The organism is Lysinibacillus sp. Y5S-8 (assembly GCF_036894365.1).
Classification (GTDB): Bacteria; Bacillota; Bacilli; order Bacillales_A; family Planococcaceae; genus Lysinibacillus; species Lysinibacillus fusiformis_D.
In genome coordinates this window covers 3,401,826-3,419,848 of the sequence record NZ_CP145889.1, presented here as the reverse complement: position 1 = coordinate 3,419,848, position 18,023 = coordinate 3,401,826, and the positions used below count along the sequence as shown (strand labels likewise).

Genomic DNA, 18,023 nt, shown 5'->3' with positions numbered 1-18,023 from the left:
ATGAAAAAATTAGTAGCAGAGTATCGCGAATTGGGCGTAAATCTTTGGGTAGAAGATGGGAAATTACATTTTAAGGCTCCAACTGGTGTACTTACACATGAACGGAAAGAGCGGTTACGACAGCATAAAGAGCAGCTTCTTGACTTTTTACAAAAAGAACACCAGCCAATCACCCATGACGCAGAAAGACGTTATGATTCCTTTCCACTTACAGATATTCAATCAGCCTATTTAGTAGGAAGAAGCGGCAATTATCATTACGGTGGAGTAGGCTGTAAAGTATATGCTGAACTAGTTGGTACTATTTTTGATCCTATACAGCTTGAAAAGGCATGGCATCATGTCATAAAACGTCATGATATGCTTCGTGCGATAGTGCATCAGGAGGGCTATCAGCAAGTACTAGAAAATGTAGAGCTTCCAGCTTTACAGGTTATTGATTTAACAGAGGAAGCACCTGAAGCTGCGAATCAACGATTATTACAAGTAAGAAATGAGCTATCTGTTAAACAGTATGCTCCTGATAAGTGGCCATTGTACGACCTCGTCCTTACACAGCAAAAAAATCAAAGTACTGTTCATCTATCCATTGATATGTTAATTGCTGATTTTGTCAGTATCAATGTATTAATAGCTGAATTAGAACACTTTTATTATACAGAAAATACACCATTACCAGCTTTAGACATTCAATTTAGAGATGTAATGACCCAACAATATGAACAAAAATATAATCGATCGGCAGCCTATGACAAAGCTAAAAATTATTGGACTAGCCGTTTAGAGACTTTTCCAGAAGCGCCAGAGTTACCAGTTGTAAGTGACAAAATGGATAGTCATGCCGTTCGTTTTGAACAATTTAATTTTTTATTACCGAAACACGAGTGGCAAAGTTTAAGTCAGAAGGCAAAAGAGCATCGACTAACGCCATCTAGTATTATATTGACGGCTTTTGCTGAAATTATCGGCGTATGGTCAAAACAATCGCATTTTTGCTTGAATATTACGATGCTTAACCGTCCTACTATTCATGCTCAAATTCATGATATAGTTGGAGACTTTACAACGATTAATCTATTAGAAATATATGCAAAAAGAGATAGAGCTTTTTATGAGCATGCGGCTGAAATTCAACAGCAGCTCTGGACAGATTTAGAGTATCGGGATTTTTCAGGAATTGAGGTATTGCGTGAATTAAAGCGACAGCGCAATCGAGATGTTATTATTCCTGTTGTTTATACAAGCACATTAGGTGCTGAGGTAAATAGCCATATGTCTGATAATGAGCCTAAGTTGAAGTTAGCCTATAAAATTAGTCAGACTCCTCAAGTGTGGATTGATTGTCAAGTATCTGAACAACCTGATGGGGTATTGATAAATTGGGATGTACGAGAGGGCATTTTTCCAAATGGTTTAATGGATACTGCTTTTCAGTTTTTTGTGGATCACCTAACAAACCTGGCAAATAACAAGGGAGCGTGGACTGATCGCGATGTGATAGGCTTACCAGAAGCAATGCAAAAGGTTAGAAATGAAATAAAGAATACAACAGTTAATTTACCTAAAGGATTACTGTATGACAAAGTGCTAGATGCCATTACACAATATCCTAAAAATATGGCTGTTTATGCAGATGGCAAATATTTTACATATGAGGAGCTCGGTCGCTATGTATTTGCTATTCAACAGGCATTGCTGAAGGAAGGTGTACAGCAAGGGGATTTTGTAGCCATTGATTTACCGAAAGGGATTTGGCAAATTGCTGCTGTATTAGGAACATTAACAGCGGGTTGCGTGTATGTACCTTTAGAGAGAGAGCAACCGATTGCACGGAAGAAAGATATTATCAATGAATCGCAAATTACATTTATTTTAAGTCATAGTCATTCTAGTAAATTATACGAACAAGATGCTCTTACTTTTATTAGTGTCGAGCAATTAAACGTTGTATCAGAAGCACAATTAGTTCCTGTACGTGTAGACGTTGAGCAGCCAGCTTACATTATTCATACATCAGGCAGTACAGGTAAAGCAAAAGGCGTTATTGTCAGTCATAAAGCGGCGCTAAATACAATATTGGATATGAATCAGCGTTTCCATGTAACAGAGCATGATCGAGTTTTAGCAATTGCTAATTTAGCATTTGATTTATCCGTATACGATATTTTTGGCTTATTAAGTGTTGGTGGTAGCATTATATTACCAGAGCATAAACGTCATAAAGATCCAAAACATTGGCTGGAACTTATAACATCTCAGCAGGTCACTATTTGGAATTCAGTACCAGCTCAAATGCAACTTCTTTCCGCCTATATGCAGGATACGACAACAACTCTTCATAACGTATTGCGTCTAGTATTTTTATCTGGTGATTGGATACCTGTTACATTACCTAAACAAATGGCACATTATTTTGAAGAAGCGCAATTTATCAGTCTTGGTGGAGCTACAGAAGCAGCCATCTGGTCTATTTATTATCCAATAGATATGAATACGGCTTATAAAAATAGCATTCCTTATGGTAAGCCATTGGCCAATCAAAATTTTTATGTGTTGAATAAGGAGCTAGAAGAATGCCCTGACTGGACAATTGGTGATTTATATATTGGAGGAGAGGGGCTTGCCACTGGCTATCTACACGATGAAAAAAATACTACAGCGAAATTTATAATCCATCCTTACACAGAAGAACGGTTATATGCAACTGGCGATTTAGGCAGATACCGACCAGATGGTGTGATTGAATTTTTGGGAAGAGAAGATACGCAAGTAAAAATTCATGGGCACCGCATTGAACTAAGCGAAATTGAAAGCTCGCTACAACGAATGCAGCAGATAGAGCATGCTGCCGTAATTGCAAGTAAGGATTCGGCAACAAAAGAATTTAGTATTTCAGCATTCGCGCAAGCAAGAAAAAATACAAATGAAGTCACAACCTTCGTTCCTTCAGACAAGTTAGCAGCTATAGTGAAGACTGCTGGAGATCGAGCAACTCATGCTGTAGATCGCGAGCTATTTGCACAATGGTCTACAATTTCCAATTGGACAGCCGTCCTAGATATTATGAAAACATTCCAGGACTTAGATATATTTATAGATGATCGAGAATTTTCTTTTAGTGAGATTCAGCAAATTGTGAAAGTTCATCCCTATTATCATCAGCTACTCAGACGATGGCTGAATGTGTTATGTAAAGAGAATCTTATTCAGCAAAATCCAGCTACGACAAACTATTATCTAATTCATACAGATTTACCGCATAATGCTTCAGCAATGTCTTGGCTACAATGGAGAGAAATTGAGGGAAAAATGCAATATGGTAAAAAGCTTGTGGATTACTTTGAGGATTCAAGTAAGCATCTTCTAGGTTTACTTCGAGGCGAAATAGATTCGTTAGATTTATTTTTCCCAAAAGGCAGCTTTGAGATTGCCTTAGCAGCATATAAAGACAATCTGATTAGTCGTTCATTAAATCAAGTGACGATTCAAGCTGTTCATACGATTATAGATGAATTTAGAGCGAGTTATCCAAATAAACCATTTCGAATTTTAGAAGTAGGAGCAGGCGTAGGTGGTGTAAGTTTAGAGTTAATACCGTCATTAGATCAAAAAAATGTAGAATATGTTTTTACAGATTTATCACAATTCTTTTTAAATGAAGCACGTAAATCATTTGAACCTTATAAGTGGGTTACATATGGTTTGTATGATATCAATCAATCCTATTGGTCTCAAGGAATTCAAGCATCTTCCTTTGACCTGATTTTATGTAATAATGTTTTACACAATGCTAAAAAAGCACCACAAGTGCTACAGGCTTTTAAGGAAATGACAGTGGAAGGTGGGGCATTGATCGTGGCGGATACGACAGGGGAAAACTATTCCCTCCTTACATCGATGGAATTTCATGCGGGTCTAAATGATTTTGAAGATTTTCGTAAAGACAATGATCAAGTATTTTTCAATCGTGAACAGTGGCATGAGTTATTTGCAGCAGCACAAATGGAGATAGCGGGTGTATATCCTACCCAAAATGATCCATTATCAGCAGCCAATCAGGCAGTATTTGTTGGTCAGTTTATAGGTGAACGCAAGCGAATTTATGCGAGTGAGATTCAACAATATTTAGAAGAACAATTACCAGCATATATGCTCCCAGCGCATATTGAAGTACTCCGTGAATTACCGTTATCTGAAAATGGTAAAGTGGATCGTGGTGCGTTACAAAGTCGCTTAGAAGCATCTAATCCATTTATTGCACAATCTGGAGAATCCCCACAAAGCGATTTAGAGAAAAGAATTGCAGCTATCTGGGCAAAGGCATTAAATCGAGAAAGTATTTGGCGTAATGAAAACTTCTATCAAGCAGGTGGTGATTCATTACTAGTGGCACAAATTGTGGCCGCCATGAGAGATACACTACCAGAGGTGAAGCATTGGGAGTGGGATCAATTAATGGTGGAAATTTTACAAACGCCAACCATTGCAGAGATTGCAGAAAAGATAAGTCACTCACTGGAAGATCATCAAACAGTACAGGATGAAACTACTTCAGATAAGAAAACGTCTTTCGTTATTTTAGCTGAAGGTGAAATGGGCGGTAACATGAAAGTTCTATTTCATGATGGAACAGGGACACTTACACCATACAATCAATTGCTCCCTTATTTAATAGAAGAATCTAATCGCAAAGATACGATAGCAGGGTTTATTTTTGGCGATGAAGCAGATTATTTAGCCTATCCATCTGAATCACTCATTCAAAGTTTAGGGCAAAAATATGCCAAACAATTGTTAGAGCTAAATGCTGCAAGCTATGAACTAATAGGATACTGCATGGGTGGACTTATCGCTATTGAAACAGCAAAGGTGTTACTTGCAGAGGGAGTTCAGGTTGAACCCGTCATAACTATAGATACTACGCCGTGTGATGCCAAGCTTCGAAATGATTTATTAATGGAAAGAACATTTGGTTTATTAATAGGTGCAGATCTTGAAAAAAGCGGTCATGCTGTTGACGATGAATTACTCAAAAAAGCATTACAAGATTTAATCAAAAAAGAAACGAACATGATTACGATTGAAGATTTATGTGAACTAACGGGAGAGTTCACACCCGTTGCACACTGTTACCAAAAGCTTGCTAGTAAGTCACCTGAACAGAGATTGGTAGATTTATATACGACTGTTCCAGCTTTGCAGGGTGATATTTCTGCCTATCAAAAACAGCGAATGGAAACGCTATATCAAATTTTCTGTCAAAGCTTTAAAGGTGTTGTATCGTATGGAACAGAGCCTTTCATGGGAGATGTAGCTGCATTTAGCTGTATCGATAAAACGTCATCCTTTTTACCAGTCATGGGTACAAGAAATGAAGAATTTTGGAAAGAGATTACATTTGGTCACTTGAATATTATACCTATAAATGGCAATCACATTACCTGTTTACAAGAGCCATATGTGAAAGAGACTGCTCATTTACTGCTTAAAGGAGTTAGTCATGAACCATCAATTTAAAATAGGAATTATTGGCTACAGTGGATCCGTTGGACAAGCAGCTGTACGATTTTTAAAGGATAAATATCCACTACGCTGTGGTAGTAGAAGTGGCAATAAAGAACATGCTCACTCATATGAATATATAGATTATAGGCAAGTAGATATATATGACCAAGAGGCGTTAGAGACATTTTGTACAGGATGTACAATCATATTAAATTGTGCAGGCCCATCGTATAGCATTATTGATAGAGTAGCACAGGCTGCAAAAAAAGTGGGAGCCCATTATGTTGATGCATTTGGTGCCGATTTGTTGGAAAAAAAATTTATGCAGCAGGAGCTAACGAATATCATGATTCTTTCAGCAGGAAGTTTTCCCGGTTTATCTGGGATTCTTCCTCGTTTATTAGCTCAAGAAGGGTTCGATCAAATAGAGAAAGTAATCGGCTATGCAGGTGGTGAAGAAACATATAGTAAAGGAGCAGCTGCTGATTTAATGCTTAGCTCCATTTATGGGTTTGGCACAGCGAATGCCTTTTATAAGAATAAAGAAATAGTACGAGATACTGTACAGCCAGAAAAAATAAATGTCACCATTTATGGTGAGGAAAAAGAAATATATACTCAAAGGTATATAACAAATGAAACAATCCGCCTCGCAAAAAAGCTACAGATAACTGAAGCACATTGGCATAATATGTATCCAAATAAAGCTGTTTTTTCATTATTACAACAAGCGTGTATACGATTGGCGATGAAAAATACATCAGAACATTTACATCAAATTATAGATGAATTGATGGAAAGACTCACTGTATTCCCTGTGCGGCAAACATGGTACACCGTTATCATTGAAATGATTGGAAAGTATCAGCAACAGCCAATACGACGAAAAGCTCAATTACTTAGTCAAAATAGCTTTATAATTAGTGGCATTATTTGTGCATTATCTGTAGAAGCCATTATAGAAGGAATGGTGCACGAAAATGGTGTTTATTGGGCATATGACATATTAAATCCTACTATTGTGATGCGAGAATTGCGTGTGCAGGGTGCGATAGAATATTTTAGCATCACTTCACATACAGAAAATCATGTAAGCTTGTTGGAAGAAGGGATATTATGAGGCCGTTAAGGGTAGTGGTTTGTGGTACGAAATTTGGAGCGTATTATGTGCAGGCAATTTTAAACTTACCATCTCATTATAGGCTTGTAGGTATTTTATCTAAAGGTAGTAAACAGTCGGAAGAGCTCGCTAATACATTTAATGTACCGCTTTACACCGATGTGGATGAAATAACAAATGAGCAGGTGGATGTTGCCTGTGTTGTTGTTAAATCTACTATCGTGGGTGGGGCAGGGACAAGCATTGCACAAGCGTTTTTAGAAAAAGGTATACATGTTATTCAGGAGCATCCAGTGCATGAAGATGATTATTTAAAGCTAATTAAAAGTGCGAAAGCTGGTAATTGTAAGTATCACTTGAATAGTTTTTACCCAAATGTTGATGCCGTATATGCCTTTTTACAAACAGCGCAAACATTAAGAGAAGCTAGCGACATTATTTATTTAGAGGCGGCGTGTAGTATCCAAGTATTATTTCCAATGCTTGATATTATCGGAAAAGCACTTGGTGGCTTACAAACTTGTACACTTGAACCAATTAATAATCCTACAGAGCATGATCCCTTTTATACGCTATCTGGACAAATCCGGGATATTCCAGTGACGTTACGCATTTTCAATCAAATGGATTTAGCTAATCCAGAAAGTAATATTTATTTGTTGCATAGAGTGATTTTAGGAACGAACAGAGGAACATTGTATCTACCAGACCCGCATGGATCAGTACACTGGATGCCATGTATGAGCTCATCATTAAACGAATCAACTATATTTAATAAGAAAAGAGACAATAAATTCTTAAGCTATCCGGTTGAGGAGATTGTCTTTCCTGCACAAAATACGAGCTTTGAAGATTTATATATAAAGGTATGGCCAAAAAGTGTTGAACGCTCTCTTATAACATTTTCAGAAGAAATTTGGAGTCGTTCTTACTTCAATCAAACAACACAATATTATTTAACAGCTTGTAAATTATGGAATAATATTGGGAAGAAAATTGGACCGTCCCAAAAAGTCTGTATACAGGAACGAGAGCCGTTAAGAATGAGGGATATTAAGGGAGAAAAAGAATGGATATGATGAATGTGAAAAAATGGTTTCCTTTTGTGAAAGCGTTAGATTATGGTCATCCTTGTAAGCTTTTTTGCTTTCATCATGCTGGTGGCAGTGCAGCCGTTTTTAAAAATTGGAAAACATGGGAGAGGAACTTAGCTGTCTTTCCGGTCGAGCTACCTGGAAAGTCAACAAGAATAAAAGAACAGTACATGACAAATTATCATGATGTCATACCACAAATTGCAGAGGCTATTCATCAAGTGACAAGTCAAACACAAATTTATTTTTATGGTCATAGCATGGGAGCTATTCTTGCATTTAAGACAGCCTGTTTGTTAGAAGAAAAATATAAGAGAAAGGTGAATTTATTAATAGTAGCTGGCCGCCATGCCCCACAGGATGATTTTCCTGATGACTATCAAACAACGATGGACGATAGTGAGCTCATTCAAGAGTTAAAAAGAGTAGGTGGTACACCGAATGAATTGTTAGAAAATGAAGAAGTGCTGCAATATATTTTACCTATTGTAAAAAATGATTATCGCTTGAATGAGTCTTTTGATTATCAAGATGAATTATTCCATGGTCCGATTCTTGCACATTGTGGAACGAATGATCCTGATGCACCAGCATGTGATGTGAAAAATTGGCAAGTAGTCACGACTAATACCTTCCATTTGCAAGAGTTTTCCGGAAGTCACTTTTTCCCATATGAAAATAAACAGGATTATTATAAGGAGTTAGAACAGAGTTGTCAGGAAAACACCTGCCATATGAGTTATTAGTTACGCAAAGAATATATAAAGGATACCTTAAAACGGAGGTATCCTTTTTGTGCTTTAAAAGATTAGTATAGATGAATCTTAATGTATGCATAAATATTCTATATGACGAATTTTCGTCACATTTAAAGCCTCGTATTTTCTAATTGAAATAAATTATAAAAATTCAGTTGATTTTATATTTATGCATGTTATACTAATTTCAACAGCAACGATGTAAGGAGCGAAGGCAATGAAATTACTCGAAGAAGTACAGTTGAAGTTAGTATCTAGTTTAAAAGGAAAAGATCTTCTAACATTGCTAGACTATACAAGTCAAGAGGTTCAAGAACTGATTGAACTAGCAACACAGCTAAAAATGATTACAAAAGAGGGGAAATGTCCAAGATTATTAGAAGGTAAAACACTTGGCATGATTTTTGAAAAACATTCAACTCGTACACGTATTTCATTTGAAGTTGGCATGAATCAATTAGGTGGGAAAAGTATGTTTATGCATGCGCGCGATTTGCAAATTGGTCGTGGTGAATCGATTTATGATACAGCACATGTATTATCCGGTTATTTAGATGGGATTATGATTCGTGCAAATTCTCACGCGATGGTCAAGGAGCTTGCAGAGCATGCAGCTATTCCAGTCATCAATGGACTAACGGATATTTATCATCCTTGTCAGGCATTAGCGGATTTAGAAACGATTGCAGAAAATAAAGGCTTTTTAAAAGGGCTTAAAATTGCCTATGTAGGAGATGGCAATAATGTAGCGCACTCACTAGTCGTAGCTTCTGCACATGTCGGTATGAATGTCGCTGTGGCAACACCAGCTGGGTATGAGTGTGATGCGCAAGTAATCGCCAAAGCACAGGCGATTGCAGTGGCAAATGGCAGTACTATTACAATCACAAATGATCCTATCGAAGCCGTGTTAAATGCAGATGTGGTTTATGCAGATGTTTGGACATCGATGGGTCAAGAGGAAGAAGCAGCTAAACGTTTACAAGACTTTGCTGGTTATCAAATTAATGATGAGCTAGTTGCCTACGCAAAACCAAATTATATGTTCTTGCATTGCTTACCAGCACATCGAGAGGAAGAGGTGGCAACATCAGTTATTGATGGCCCTAATTCTTATATCTTTGAACAAGCCGAAAATAGACTGCATGCACAAAAAGCCGTACTGGCATCGATTCTTGCTTAAATTTGGACATATGCTTCTCGAGTTGAGAAGTACGATAAAGAGAGTTTACTTGCACAACAGAGGATGTTCAAGTGAATAACATAACAGTGGTAGCGCAGACAGAGGGCTGTAAACCACGCGCGATGTTTGTTGTCAAGATGGATGGCAACATCGCTACATAGTAAAGTAACCTAGGAGACGCTAGGTTACTTTTTCTTTTGATAAAAATTTAAAACATAGTTTTCTAATAAATTATAGAGAATATAAAGAATTATTTATATAATAGGATAAATAAGTATGAAGGGGTGAACTCCTCGTGAATATAGACCATATCGAGGCATTTTTATATGTTGTCCATTACAAAAGTACCCATAAGGCAGCCAATGCACTGTTTCTATCTCAGCCGACTGTGACAGCACGAATCAAATCGTTAGAGCGGGAGCTTGGTGTTGAATTATTTTACCGAGATGGGCGAAGTGTGAGCGTATCGGAGAAAGGAAAAGACTTTATACCGTTTGCTACACAAATTGTCCAAACGTTTCAGCAAGGAAAGAAGCAATTAGAGGAAACACAGGAAACAGATGAAGTATGTATTGGGGCAAATGGGGTGACAGCACAGTATTTCTTAGCCTATGCATTGCCAAAATGGAAAGAGCAATTTCCTAATTTGCGATTTCAACTAATTACAGGTTCAACTACGATGATTTTAGAAAAGTTACAAAGCCATCAAATCCATCTAGGTCTTATTCAATATGTGCATCGAGATGGCATCAGTAATGAGCTATTATTAAACAATGCGGTGAAACTTGTGAAACATCGTGATCATCTATTACAACAGCGTGAACGTATGCAAGCAAAGGAGTTAGCCCAACAGAAAATGGTGTTTTTTGAATGTGGAGCGTTTGATTGGAATTATGTGCATAAAATGTTTGAGATAGAGGGCGTGACAGCCAATATTGAAGTACGTACGGATCATTTAGAAGTTGCCAAGGAATTTATTCGGACAAAGAACTATATTAGCTTTTTACCACATCTTTGCGTCAAAAAGGAGCTCGAAAGCGGTGAATTTGTGGAGATAGACGTCAAGCATTTATTGGATATGAATCAACACATATTTTTAACCTATAAAGATAAAGAGGTGTTGACGACAGCCTTTTGGCAGACAATCTGTGAGACCGCTAAGCAATTTGAAAGCATGCAAGAAAGGCATTGATTAAATATTTTTTCAGAACTTAAAATTTTTTCTATTACGTAGCCTATTGCATATTGTCTAAAGGAACTGTAATATCATTCTCAATCCAAATTTATTTATGAATTAGCATAAATAAAAAATTTTTAAACAAAAACATACTTAACCACTAAGTTTAGTAAATAATAAGGATTGAGGAGGAATTGACATGGCTAGACAGGATAAAATTCGATTTGGGGCCATCATTCATGGAGTGGGGGGCAATATTTCTAGTTGGCGTCATCCAAAGGTAGCGAGTAATCAAAGTGTAAGCTTGCCTTTTTATATTCAGCAGGCTCAGAAGGCAGAGCAAGGGAAATTTGATGTAGCATTTATTGCAGATGGTTTATTTATTAATGAAAAATCCATCCCTCATTTTTTAAACCGCTTTGAGCCGATTACAATTTTATCGGCATTAGCTGTAGCGACGAAGAATATTGGCTTAGTTGGAACCGTTTCAACTTCCTATAGCGAACCATTTACAGTGGCAAGACAATTTGCTTCATTAGATCATATTAGTGCGGGGCGTGCAGGCTGGAATGTAGTAACTACTCCATTAGAAAGTACTGCTTTGAATTACAATAAAACAATCGACCAACATCCTAACCATGCAGAGCGTTATCAAATTGCGGAAGAATATTTAGAGGTTGTCAAAGGCTTATGGGACTCTTGGGATGATGATGCCTTTATTGCTGACGTTGACAATGATCAATTTTTTGATCCAGAAAAATTACACATTTTACATCATAAAGGGCCTTATTTTTCAGTTCAAGGTCCACTCAATATTGGGCGATCAAAACAAGGTCAGCCTGTTATTTTCCAAGCTGGGTCATCAGATGCAGGCATTCGATTGGCAGCCAAGGATGCAGATGCTATTTTTACACATGGTGCATCAATTGAAGAGGCGAAAACATTTTACAGAAGAGTAAAAACAGAGGTGGCAGCATTTGGGCGTAATCCAGATGAAGTAAAAATCTTCCCAGGCATTTCACCTATTATTGGCGATACAGTGGAGGAAGCAGAGGCAAAATATCAAGAAATCGTTGAATTAGTTTCCATAGACCGTGCACTTGCTTATCTTGGACGTTATTTTGACCATCATGATTTTACTCAGTATGATGTGAATGCTCCGTTTCCTGAACTAGGTGACATTGGAGCCAATAGCTTTAGAAGTACAACTGATTATATTAAACGATATGCTAAACAAGAAGGTCTTACATTACGTCAGGTTGCTTTACGTGAAGCTACACCTAAAACAGCCTTTTTTGGTACAGCTGAGCAGGTAGCGGATCTTGTACAGAAATGGTTTGAAAAGGAAGCGGCAGATGGCTTCATCATTGGTGTGACCGTGCCTGGTGCTCTTGAAGATTTTGTGGATAAGGTCGTGCCTATTTTACAAGCAAGAGGACTTTATCGTAAAGACTATGAGGCAGAAACACTGCGCGGGAATTTGGGATTACCATTCAAAGAAAGTCGCTATGTCACACAGTCTGTCTAAAAACCTAGTAAATTTATTCGAATAAAAGAAATTAGGAGGCATTGTATGAGCTATACATTAGGCATATTAGATCAAAGTCCGATTATCGAGGATGCAACAAACGAACAAACTTTGCACAAAACAGTGGCACTTGCACAAAAAGCGGAGCAGTTGGGTTACTCACGTTTTTGGGTGTCGGAGCACCATCATACAGAAACATTAGCAGGTTCCTCGCCAGAAGTATTAGTTGCCTATTTATTGGCAAAGACAAAATCCATTCATATCGGGTCAGGTGGTGTGATGCTACAACATTACAGCCCATACAAGGTGGCAGAAAACTTCCATGTACTGGCAGCGTTGGAGCCAGGACGAGTGGATTTAGGTATTGGAAAAGCACCAGGTGGTTTACCTCTTTCCACAAAGGCATTACAATATGGCACGCTCAATCAGGGGGACGATTTTGAAGATAGACTAACATTTTTACAGCAATTAATTGAGCAATCAATACCAAAAGAGCACGAATTATATGGTATACAAGCAACGCCGATTCCGAAGATAAAGCCAACATTATTTTTACTCGGTGCTAGCCCAGAAAGTGCTGCTCTTGCAGGAAAACTCGGCATTGCATTTGTCTTTGCTCGATTTATTAATAGTGACAATGATGTATTAGCGCAAGCAGCACGTATCTATCGTGAGTATAATGCCAGTGGCCACTTCGCCATATCAATCGCAGCCATTGCAGCTCCAACCAAAAAGGAAGCAAAGGAATTGATTGGGGATCAAAAAATAACGAAGGTGCATTTAGCGAGTGGTAGAACACTGACATTACAATCGATAGAGCTAGCTGAAAAATTTGGTCAAGAGTCTGGAGAGGCGTATACGGTCAAACAATATGAGGCAGATATTGTCTATGGATCGCCTAAGGATATTAAAGCAATATTAGATGATTTTCATGTTCAATATCAGGTAGATGAATTCATTTTGCATACTCCTGTATTGAAGGAGTTTGAACGTAAACGCTCATTCGAACTATTAAGTCCTGTTAATTTACAGCTACAGCAAAAAGTGGCAGTCAGCTAAGGAGGTCATCATCATGACAAAAAATGTAGAGATAATTGTTTGGTCGAAACAAGGTTGTAGTTATTGCGAGGATATAAAAGCGTATTTACAGGAACAACGAATAGCATACAAAACGGTGGATGTCACGTCGAATGATACGTTCCGCGACATCCTTGAAATAAAATATGGTGTTCGATATGTACCTGTTGTAGAAATTGGATCAAGTGAAACGGGTATCTATCAAGCTGTAACAGAAATAGGTTTAGAACACCTACAGAAGGCACTTGCTGTGAGCTTACCCTCACATGCATAACAGAAGGAAAGAGGGATTTTATGAAAAAAATATCGTTTTATCTACTATTTGTACTAGCAGCACTATTAACAGCCTGCGTAAGCTCAGAAAAATCAGATGGAGATGCGAGTGCCCAAAATACAGCACAGGGTGGGAAAGATGTTCAAAAAATCATTGTAGGTACGGGGACACAGTTTCCAAACATCTGCTTTTTAGATGATAAAGGCAATTTAACGGGCTATGACGTGGAGCTTGTTCGAGCAATTGATGAGAAGCTACCAGAATATGAATTTGAGTTTAAAACAATGGAATTTTCCAATTTATTACTAAGTTTAGAGACAGGGAAAATTGATTTTATTGCCCATCAAATGGAAGTCAATAGTGAACGACAGGAGAAGTTTTTATTCAATAAAGAGCCGTATAATGTCTTCCCGTTAAAGGTGACAGTGAATGAGAAAAATAAAGAAATTCAATCCGTTGAGGATTTGAAAGGGAAGAATATCAGTGTTTCACCAACGAGTAACTCCGCTGTTTTTATTGAAAAATATAATAAAGAGCATAATTTAGGAGCGAATATCGTCTATTCTTCTGGTTCAGTAGATGTCAATAATCAACTGGCTACTGGTCGTATTGATGCCATTATTACAACACCGTTCGCAGTCAGATACTATAACGAGAGCAATGAAGCACAACAAAAGGTTGTAGGTGACGCATTATTAAATTCAAAAGTATACTTTTTACTCAATAAAAATGAAGTGACATTACAGGAGCGCTTAGATGAAGCTATCGTTGAATTAAAGGAAGAGGGAGTGGTAAGTGAACTTAGTAAAAAATGGTTAGGTGATGATTACACAGTAGACTTCTAATGACAGGAAAGGAAGGCGGAAGTATGGAAAATAACTTTGATGTCATGCTCATTGCGAAGGTCATTCCAACATTGCTTCAATATTTACCAGTAACATTTGAAATACTACTATTCTCCATACTTTTTGGTATGGTACTAGGGATTGTGCTAGCCATACCGAAGCTACTCCACATACCCGTATTGAAGCAGATCATCACGGTCTATATATCCTTTATTCGTGGAACCCCTATTTTAGTGCAGTTGTTCTTAGTATTTTACGGCATACCTGCATTGCTAAAGTTGATTCATATTGACGTTACTCGCATGGATGCGATGTATTTTGTCATTATTACCTACACACTAAGCAATGCGGCAGCCTTTGCCGAAATATTTCGTGCTGCTATTTTAACTGTTGACCGAGGACAAATGGAGGCTGCCTATTCAGTAGGCTTAAATGGAACACAGGCTTTTATGCGTATTGTTTTCCCACAGGCAATTCGTGTTGCTTTTCCGAATATAGCAAACACGATGATTAGTTCATTAAAAGATACATCACTAGCGTTCTCTATTGGCGTAATGGATATGGTTGGACGTGGAGAAACCTTGATTGCTTCAACGACACGAGCGTTTGAAATCTATGTAGCATTGTCTATTGTTTACTATATTATCGTGATCGTGCTGGAAAAATTATTTAAATTCAACGAACGCTATTTTAATCGTTATATGCCAAAGGAATTGGCTTCACAATAGGGGGAATATAGTATGACCATTGATCTGGCTTTTATAGTAGAAGCCTTACGAGAAATTAGTAAAGTAATACCTTTAACCTTATTCATGACCATTACACCTGTTTTATTAGGTATTGTTATAGGGATAATCGTCGCTTTCGTTCGCATTAAACACTTAAAATTTATTGCGCCTATACTTAATTTTTATGTCTCTTTTTTTAGAGGCACGCCCATTATTATGCATATCATGCTCGTTTATTTTGGCTTGCCAATGCTAGTGGATATGATGGCAAGTACTTTACAGTTAAAGATACAATCAAGCACCATTCCTATATTATTTTTTGTCATACTCGCCTTAACACTTAGTGCGGGAGCTTATGCTTCTGAAATTATTCGCTCAGGAATATTAAGTGTACCGAAAGGACAATTAGAAGCAGCCTATGCGATTGGTTTAACATTTACTCAAGCGATGCGACGTTATATCTTACCGCAAGCATTTGGGCAGTCTATTCCGAATTTGACAAACGTCTTTATTGGCTTTTTACATGCCACATCCTTAGCATTTTTTCTATCTATTAAAGAGTTGACTGGTGCTGCGAATATCGTTGCTTCTGTGAATTTAAAGTTTTTAGAGTCATTTATTGCTGTGGGAATCATTTATTGGGGAATATCAATTGTGGCAGAATGGATCTCACATCGTCTTGAAAAAAGAGTAACCGCCTATCGTAAGGGTGGCTTTTCATCATAGAAAGGGGAAACTAGCATGGCAGTAGCTGACATTGTGATTGAACATTTACAAGAGGAAGATTATGAACGCTATCTTGAGGTTTTAGTCGAGAGCTATGAGCAATACGAAAAAGACTATCAGGACCCTGAACATTGGCAGTCATATTTAAGTGATATCCGTGCTTCAGTTGGCAATCCGAACGCAGAAACAATTCTTGTAGCAAAGCGTGGTGAGGAGATAGTAGGAGGGCTACAATTATTTACTGATGCGGAAAAAGCATATGGCTTGCCAGAGCTGAATATTCAATCTACGATCGTACGCTTGTTAGGCGTACATCCGAAAGGGAGAGGGCAAGGGGTCGCTAAGAAATTATTACACGAAAGTTTTGCCTTTGCCAGAAAGAGACAGGATAAGGCTCTTTATTTACATTCAGGTGATATCATGCAGGCTGCTATTAATCTTTATTTATCTCTAGGCTTTGTACGAGACGAGTCAAAGGAATTTTATAAGGGCGACATTTTAGTCAAGAGCTTCCGCTATGATTTATAAACATAAACCCGCTGATGACATAGTCATTCAGCGGGTTTATCGTTAGTTATAGGGTGAAAATTTTTCCTGGATTCATAATGTTATATGGATCGAGTGCTGCTTTTATACTTTTCATAACAGCTAAAGAGGTACCGTGCTCAGTAGCTTGATATTTCATTTTGCCAATGCCAACACCATGTTCACCTGTACATGTACCACCCCGAAGTAAAGCATATTGAACAATCTGTTCATTGAAGCGATCTGCTTTTGCCTGCTCCTCTATGTCATTAGGATTTAACATTAGTAGTGCATGGAAATTTCCGTCGCCAACATGTCCGACAATCCCGCCTGTAAGCCCAATATGATCAAGCTGCTCACGCGCATACAAAATGGTTTCTGCAAGCATGGAGATTGGTACACAGACATCTGTTGACATAAGCTTTTTCCCAGGGTAAGCATGAATATACGCATAGGCCAAGGAATGACGTGCTTCCCAAAGCTTGTTACGTGCCGCATTATCTTGTTCAAATTCAAAGGATAGACAGCCGAAGTCCTCAAAAATTTCTGTAGCAAATGCTATATCTGCATGCATACCTGCTTCATTTCCGTGAAATTCTAAAAATAATGTTGGTTTTTCGCTATAGGAAGTATCGTTATAGATATTGGCTTGTTTCATAGAGGCTTCATCAACTAATTCCACTCGGCCGATTGAAATGCCTGCCTGTAATAAAGCAGTGACGGCACAGACAGCATCGCCTACTGTGTCAAAAACTGCGCGTCCTGCTGTTACAAATTCAGGTATACCGTAGACTTTCAATATTAACTCAGTAAAGCAGCCAAGTGTCCCTTCTGAGCCTACAAATAGACCGTTGAGATGATAACCAGAAGAGGACTTCGCGGCTAAATTACCAGTATGGATGACGGAGCCGTCTGCAAGTACAACCTCTAAATCACGAACTTGATCCCGCATAACACCGTAACGTACTGCGGTTGTACCACTAGCATTCGTTGCTGCCATGCCACCTAATGTTGCATCTGCACCTGGATCTACTGTGAATTGTAGACCGTGCTTTTTTAATTCCTTATTCAATTGAGAACGTGTGACCCCAGGCTGTACTTTTACAAGAAGGTCATCAGGTCGAACTTCTAAAATAGTATTCATTTCAGAGAAGTCGATGGAAATACCATGTGCAATAGGAATTGCATTTCCTTCTAGGCTGGAGCCAACACCAAATGGTACAACTGGTACACGTTGTGCATGTGCAATTTTTAAAACGGCACTGACATCTGCTGTGGAGCGTGGAAAAACAACGATATCAGGTAGGCTCACCGCATGATGAGATTCATCCTTCCCATGTAGCTGTCGTACCGTTTCGTTTGTTGACACTTGTTCTTCTAATAACACCTGTTTGAGTTGATTGACAAGTAATTCTACTGCAACAGTCATTCCAATCCCTCCAAATTTTCTGATAAATAAAACTTTATCACGCATTTATTGGAA

The 18,023-nt window shown here is 38.0% G+C and carries 14 protein-coding genes; 13 read left to right on the top strand and 1 reads right to left on the bottom strand.

Translation table 11 applies throughout. The features are described from left to right. The 13 genes from V6670_RS16640 to V6670_RS16580 all read left to right on the top strand — a co-directional run bounded on the left by V6670_RS16640 (position 1) and on the right by V6670_RS16580 (position 16,543). Positions 1–5,517 carry an amino acid adenylation domain-containing protein gene (locus V6670_RS16640; protein ID WP_338651703.1) on the top strand — a complete coding sequence of 1,839 codons (5,517 nt, stop codon included), beginning with the start codon at positions 1–3 and terminating at the stop codon, positions 5,515–5,517. Next, positions 5,501–6,625: a saccharopine dehydrogenase NADP-binding domain-containing protein gene (locus tag V6670_RS16635; protein ID WP_338651702.1), complete on the top strand. Its 1,125-nt coding sequence runs from the start codon at positions 5,501–5,503 to the stop codon at positions 6,623–6,625. Before V6670_RS16640 ends, V6670_RS16635 begins: the two co-directional genes overlap by 17 nt. After that, positions 6,622–7,704 (top strand): Gfo/Idh/MocA family oxidoreductase, encoded by a 1,083-nt coding sequence (locus V6670_RS16630; RefSeq protein WP_141904714.1) that lies wholly within the window; start codon positions 6,622–6,624, stop codon positions 7,702–7,704. The genes V6670_RS16635 and V6670_RS16630 overlap by 4 nt, the downstream gene beginning before the upstream one ends. Further along, positions 7,695–8,465: a thioesterase domain-containing protein gene (locus V6670_RS16625; RefSeq protein WP_141904715.1), complete on the top strand. Its 771-nt coding sequence runs from the start codon at positions 7,695–7,697 to the stop codon at positions 8,463–8,465. Before V6670_RS16630 ends, V6670_RS16625 begins: the two co-directional genes overlap by 10 nt. A gap of 229 nt (positions 8,466–8,694) precedes the next feature. Further along, the gene (gene argF, locus V6670_RS16620) at positions 8,695–9,660 is read left to right on the top strand and encodes an ornithine carbamoyltransferase (RefSeq protein ID WP_141904716.1); all 966 of its coding nucleotides are present in this window, start codon (positions 8,695–8,697) and stop codon (positions 9,658–9,660) included. Between the two features lie 295 nt (positions 9,661–9,955). After that, the gene (locus V6670_RS16615; RefSeq protein WP_141904717.1) at positions 9,956–10,852 is read left to right on the top strand and encodes a LysR family transcriptional regulator; all 897 of its coding nucleotides are present in this window, start codon (positions 9,956–9,958) and stop codon (positions 10,850–10,852) included. Positions 10,853–11,036: 184 nt separating this feature from the next. Then, the gene (locus V6670_RS16610; RefSeq protein WP_141904718.1) at positions 11,037–12,365 is read left to right on the top strand and encodes an LLM class flavin-dependent oxidoreductase; all 1,329 of its coding nucleotides are present in this window, start codon (positions 11,037–11,039) and stop codon (positions 12,363–12,365) included. Positions 12,366–12,410: 45 nt separating this feature from the next. Continuing rightward, positions 12,411–13,424, top strand: a complete 1,014-nt coding sequence (locus V6670_RS16605; RefSeq protein WP_141904719.1) for an LLM class flavin-dependent oxidoreductase — start codon at positions 12,411–12,413, stop codon at positions 13,422–13,424. Positions 13,425–13,437: 13 nt separating this feature from the next. Continuing rightward, entirely contained in the window at positions 13,438–13,716 is a 279-nt protein-coding gene (locus V6670_RS16600) for a glutaredoxin family protein (protein ID WP_036128274.1), read from the top strand. Between the two features lie 20 nt (positions 13,717–13,736). Next, a complete protein-coding gene (locus V6670_RS16595) occupies positions 13,737–14,561 on the top strand; it encodes a transporter substrate-binding domain-containing protein (RefSeq protein WP_141904720.1) in 825 nt (274 codons plus the stop codon). A gap of 23 nt (positions 14,562–14,584) precedes the next feature. Next, positions 14,585–15,289 carry an amino acid ABC transporter permease gene (locus V6670_RS16590; protein ID WP_338651701.1) on the top strand — a complete coding sequence of 235 codons (705 nt, stop codon included), beginning with the start codon at positions 14,585–14,587 and terminating at the stop codon, positions 15,287–15,289. 12 nt (positions 15,290–15,301) lie between these two features. Beyond that, on the top strand, positions 15,302–16,015 hold the full coding sequence (locus V6670_RS16585) for an amino acid ABC transporter permease (RefSeq protein WP_141904722.1): 714 nt from the start codon (positions 15,302–15,304) through the stop codon (positions 16,013–16,015). A 15-nt stretch (positions 16,016–16,030) separates the two neighbouring features. Next, positions 16,031–16,543 carry a GNAT family N-acetyltransferase gene (locus V6670_RS16580; RefSeq protein WP_141904723.1) on the top strand — a complete coding sequence of 171 codons (513 nt, stop codon included), beginning with the start codon at positions 16,031–16,033 and terminating at the stop codon, positions 16,541–16,543. Between the two features lie 46 nt (positions 16,544–16,589). On the opposite strand, the gene V6670_RS16575 is transcribed toward V6670_RS16580, so the two are convergent. Beyond that, positions 16,590–17,969, bottom strand: coding sequence for an FAD-linked oxidase C-terminal domain-containing protein (locus V6670_RS16575; protein ID WP_141904724.1), 1,380 nt, complete (start codon positions 17,967–17,969; stop codon positions 16,590–16,592). Between the last annotated feature and the right edge of the window lie 54 nt (positions 17,970–18,023).

What these genes read in the sequence shown, in the direction of transcription:
- V6670_RS16640 (WP_338651703.1), top strand. Translation starts at nt 1, where the DNA reads ATGAAAAAATTAGTAGCAGAGTATCGCGAATTGGGCGTAAATCTTTGG.
- V6670_RS16635 (WP_338651702.1), top strand. Translation starts at nt 5,501, where the DNA reads ATGAACCATCAATTTAAAATAGGAATTATTGGCTACAGTGGATCCGTT.
- V6670_RS16630 (WP_141904714.1), top strand. Translation starts at nt 6,622, where the DNA reads ATGAGGCCGTTAAGGGTAGTGGTTTGTGGTACGAAATTTGGAGCGTAT.
- V6670_RS16625 (WP_141904715.1), top strand. Translation starts at nt 7,695, where the DNA reads ATGGATATGATGAATGTGAAAAAATGGTTTCCTTTTGTGAAAGCGTTA.
- argF (WP_141904716.1), top strand. Translation starts at nt 8,695, where the DNA reads ATGAAATTACTCGAAGAAGTACAGTTGAAGTTAGTATCTAGTTTAAAA.
- V6670_RS16610 (WP_141904718.1), top strand. Translation starts at nt 11,037, where the DNA reads ATGGCTAGACAGGATAAAATTCGATTTGGGGCCATCATTCATGGAGTG.
- V6670_RS16605 (WP_141904719.1), top strand. Translation starts at nt 12,411, where the DNA reads ATGAGCTATACATTAGGCATATTAGATCAAAGTCCGATTATCGAGGAT.
- V6670_RS16600 (WP_036128274.1), top strand. Translation starts at nt 13,438, where the DNA reads ATGACAAAAAATGTAGAGATAATTGTTTGGTCGAAACAAGGTTGTAGT.
- V6670_RS16595 (WP_141904720.1), top strand. Translation starts at nt 13,737, where the DNA reads ATGAAAAAAATATCGTTTTATCTACTATTTGTACTAGCAGCACTATTA.
- V6670_RS16590 (WP_338651701.1), top strand. Translation starts at nt 14,585, where the DNA reads ATGGAAAATAACTTTGATGTCATGCTCATTGCGAAGGTCATTCCAACA.
- V6670_RS16585 (WP_141904722.1), top strand. Translation starts at nt 15,302, where the DNA reads ATGACCATTGATCTGGCTTTTATAGTAGAAGCCTTACGAGAAATTAGT.
- V6670_RS16580 (WP_141904723.1), top strand. Translation starts at nt 16,031, where the DNA reads ATGGCAGTAGCTGACATTGTGATTGAACATTTACAAGAGGAAGATTAT.
- V6670_RS16575 (WP_141904724.1), bottom strand. Translation starts at nt 17,969, where the DNA reads ATGACTGTTGCAGTAGAATTACTTGTCAATCAACTCAAACAGGTGTTA.